The sequence below is a fragment of the Accumulibacter sp. genome, assembly GCF_032229525.1.
Lineage (GTDB): Bacteria > Pseudomonadota > Gammaproteobacteria > Burkholderiales > Rhodocyclaceae > Accumulibacter.
In genome coordinates, this window is the sequence record NZ_JAVTWB010000054.1 from 1 (window position 1) to 2,931 (window position 2,931).

Here is a 2,931-nt window from a genome sequence, read left to right on the forward strand (position 1 = left end):
TTACCGCCGGCCTGTTGCAGAGACCGGCCCTGGTGCGACTCGCCGCCCTGTTCGCCGCCACGGCACTGACACTACTGGCGTCTGGCCTGGCCGGGCCACAACTATCCCACTGGGACGAGCTTTCGGCCAGCCTCTCCTGGCGGATGGCCGACCAGCACGCGGTTGAGCGCCGCGTCGTCGTCATTGATATCGATGAAAGAAGCATCCAGGCGATCGGCCCCTGGCCGTGGCCTCGTGCTCGGCAGGCGGAGTTGCTGGAAAAACTCGATCAGACCGGCGTCGCCCTGAAAATGCTCGACATCGTCTTCGAAGGTCCCAGTCAGGACGATGCTCGCCTGTCACGCGCGCTGGCGAGCCCCGTGCCGACGGTCATGGCGCAGCTGTTCTCCTTGTCGCCCGAGCCGGCGCTGCACAGCGGCAAGTTGGCCGGCGCACTGCCTTTCGCAAGCTGCCCCCGGCCAAGCGCGCCAGCTTACGGCTATATGGCCAGCGACCCCGGGCTTCTCGCTTCACCTTTCGCCGGCCACATCACGCCACTGGTGGCAGCGGACGGCGCCATCCGCCAGTTGCCGGCACTGATCTGCTACGACGACAAGACCTACGCCACCCTGGCTATTGCCGGCGTCATCGCGGCGACGGATGCCGCACCGCAGCTGCGCCCTGGCGCAGGGCTCCTTGATCCGCCCTGGTGGCTTGAGCTTGGCGGCCTGCGCCTGCCTCTGGACGACGCCGGCCATCTGCGGATTTCCTACCAGATGCCGCGCGGCGGCCTGCTGGCCGTCTCCGCCGTAGACGTACTGCAGGGACGGGCGCCTGCCGACGTCCTCCGCGGCGCCTGGGTGCTGGTCGGCGCGACAGCCTTTGGCGCCCGAGACGTGGTCGCCACGCCGCAGGCCGGCGCCGCCAGCGGTGTCGAAGTGCATGCCCAGGTGCTCTCCGCCATGCTTGACGAGCGCACGCCGTATAGGCCGCTTGGTGCCAGCCTGTGGTTCTGGCTGACCGGCGGCTTGAGCGCACTGCTATTGCTGGCGGTCTTGCACCTGGCGCCGCGCAGCCTGGCGATTGCCCTGCCCGCGGTTGCCGCGACAAACGTCGCGTCCCTTTTCGGCTTGAGCACCCTGTTGCTCCTCGAGCAGCACCTGTGGCTGGGCTGGATCACGCCGAGCACCTTCACCGTGCTCGCCGCCACCCTGCTCACCGCCGGCGAATTCGCTCGCGTCCGCTTCGAACGCGAGCGGCTCTACCGCCACCTCTCCAGCTACCTGCCCGAACCGGTGGCGCGCCAAGTGGCGACCCAGGAGCCAAGCACCCAGGTGTGCGCCACCCGACGCGACGCGACGGTGCTGCACGCTGACCTGCGCAATTTCTCCGCCTACTGCAGCGGTCGTCCGCCGGAGGAAACCGCCATGGTGCTGCACCTGTTCTTCACCACTGCCAGCCGCATCGTCGAAGAGCACGGCGGGGTGGTCGAGCAGATGGTGGGAGATAGTGTGCTGGCGGTCTGGAACGGCTCGGCACCCTGCCCCAACCACGGCGCCCGCGCGATCGATGCCGCGCAGTCGCTATGGCAGGCCTGCGTGCCACAGCTGCCGCGAATTGCCTCACGCCATGTTCCGCCGCTCGACCTCGGTATCGGCATTGAAACCGGCACTGTCCTGATCGGCTCGTTCGGGCCGGCGGTCAGGCGCACCCATGCCGTGTTGGGCGAAGCCGTGACGGTTGCGACGCGACTGCAAGCACTTACCGGAGAACTGGCCCAACCGATCCTCATCGGTGCGACGGTGGCTGCCGTTGCCGAGCCTGCCCGCATCCATCGCCTCGGCGATTTCCTGCTGGCCGGACTGACGACGCCGCGCACAGTGTATGCGATCCGTGTAAGATATCCCTCTGGCCATTTGCGCCTCGTCTGCGAAGGAGAAGCCGACCAGCGGGCCTCGGGCTGATCCGGTAACACCCGGCTTTCCCGGGCAAACACCGTTTATGCGTTGCACGGGCAACGTTTCTGCCTGACGTCATTTGTTGTGAGACCCCGCATCCACGCCACTGGCCCGCCATCCTTGTCCCGCTTGTTCCCTTGCTGCGGCGCCCTGTGCGGAATCGCCCTGCTGGGCTGGGTCACCGCGCCAGTGGCAGCGGAGCTGTCCACCGCCGCCGCCCGTTGCCCCACGTCGTTTCCCGTCCAGCCGCCGACCGATCCGGCCCAAGTCCGGGCCGAGGCGGATCGGCTGTCCGTTCTCGGTGAGAGTTGCCAGGACCGGGCCGACTACTTCGCCTACCAGGGGGTGCTGCTGCTGAGCTTGAAACGGCCTCAGCAAGCGGCTCTGGCCCTGGAAAAAGCCCTCCTTCTCAACCCCGACCTTGCCGGCACCCAACTGGACTACGCTCAGGCGCTGGGCGAAATGGGTGAACGGGATTCGGCCATCAGTCTGGTCGGCGAGGTCGCCCGGCGCCCCGACATCCCGCTCCCGCTGCAAGAATGGCTGGCCGATCAACTCGGCGCCTGGGAGGGAAACAACTGGCTGGTGGACTGGTCAATGGAAATTCTCGGCGGCGCCGAGTCGAATCTGAACAGCGCACCCGGTATTCAGTTTCTGACCCTGACCCTGCCGGGGGGCAGCGTCCCGGTGCAACTCGCCGACAGCGACCGGGTGGCCGGCGGCGCAGTGCGGACGGCGCTGCTCGGCTCCGCCGCCCGAAGCGTCGGTAGCGGGCTGGTCCTTTTCAGCGGCGAAATAAGCACCCGTAACAGCCCTGCTGCCTCAGACACCAACCAGTCCATCGTCAGTGCCAACGCCGTCTTTTTTCACCCTCTCCTGGACGGCCAGATCGGTGTCCGGACCGGTCAGACCCGGCTCTCGATTGGCGGCGAGCCCTCGTATACCAGCACCGGCCTCGGCTTGATCTACCAACTCCCACTGCAATTCGCGCCGA

At 67.3% G+C, this 2,931-nt stretch carries 1 protein-coding gene and 1 pseudogene; both read left to right on the forward strand.

Annotated elements, in window-relative coordinates; translation table 11 throughout:
* A partial coding sequence (locus RUW20_RS03775) for an adenylate/guanylate cyclase domain-containing protein (protein WP_313950865.1) occupies positions 1-1,943 on the forward strand: 1,943 nt, incomplete at its 5' end.
* A 114-nt stretch (positions 1,944-2,057) separates the two neighbouring features.
* Positions 2,058-2,931, forward strand: a pseudogene (locus RUW20_RS03780) (hypothetical protein); the annotation flags it as partial.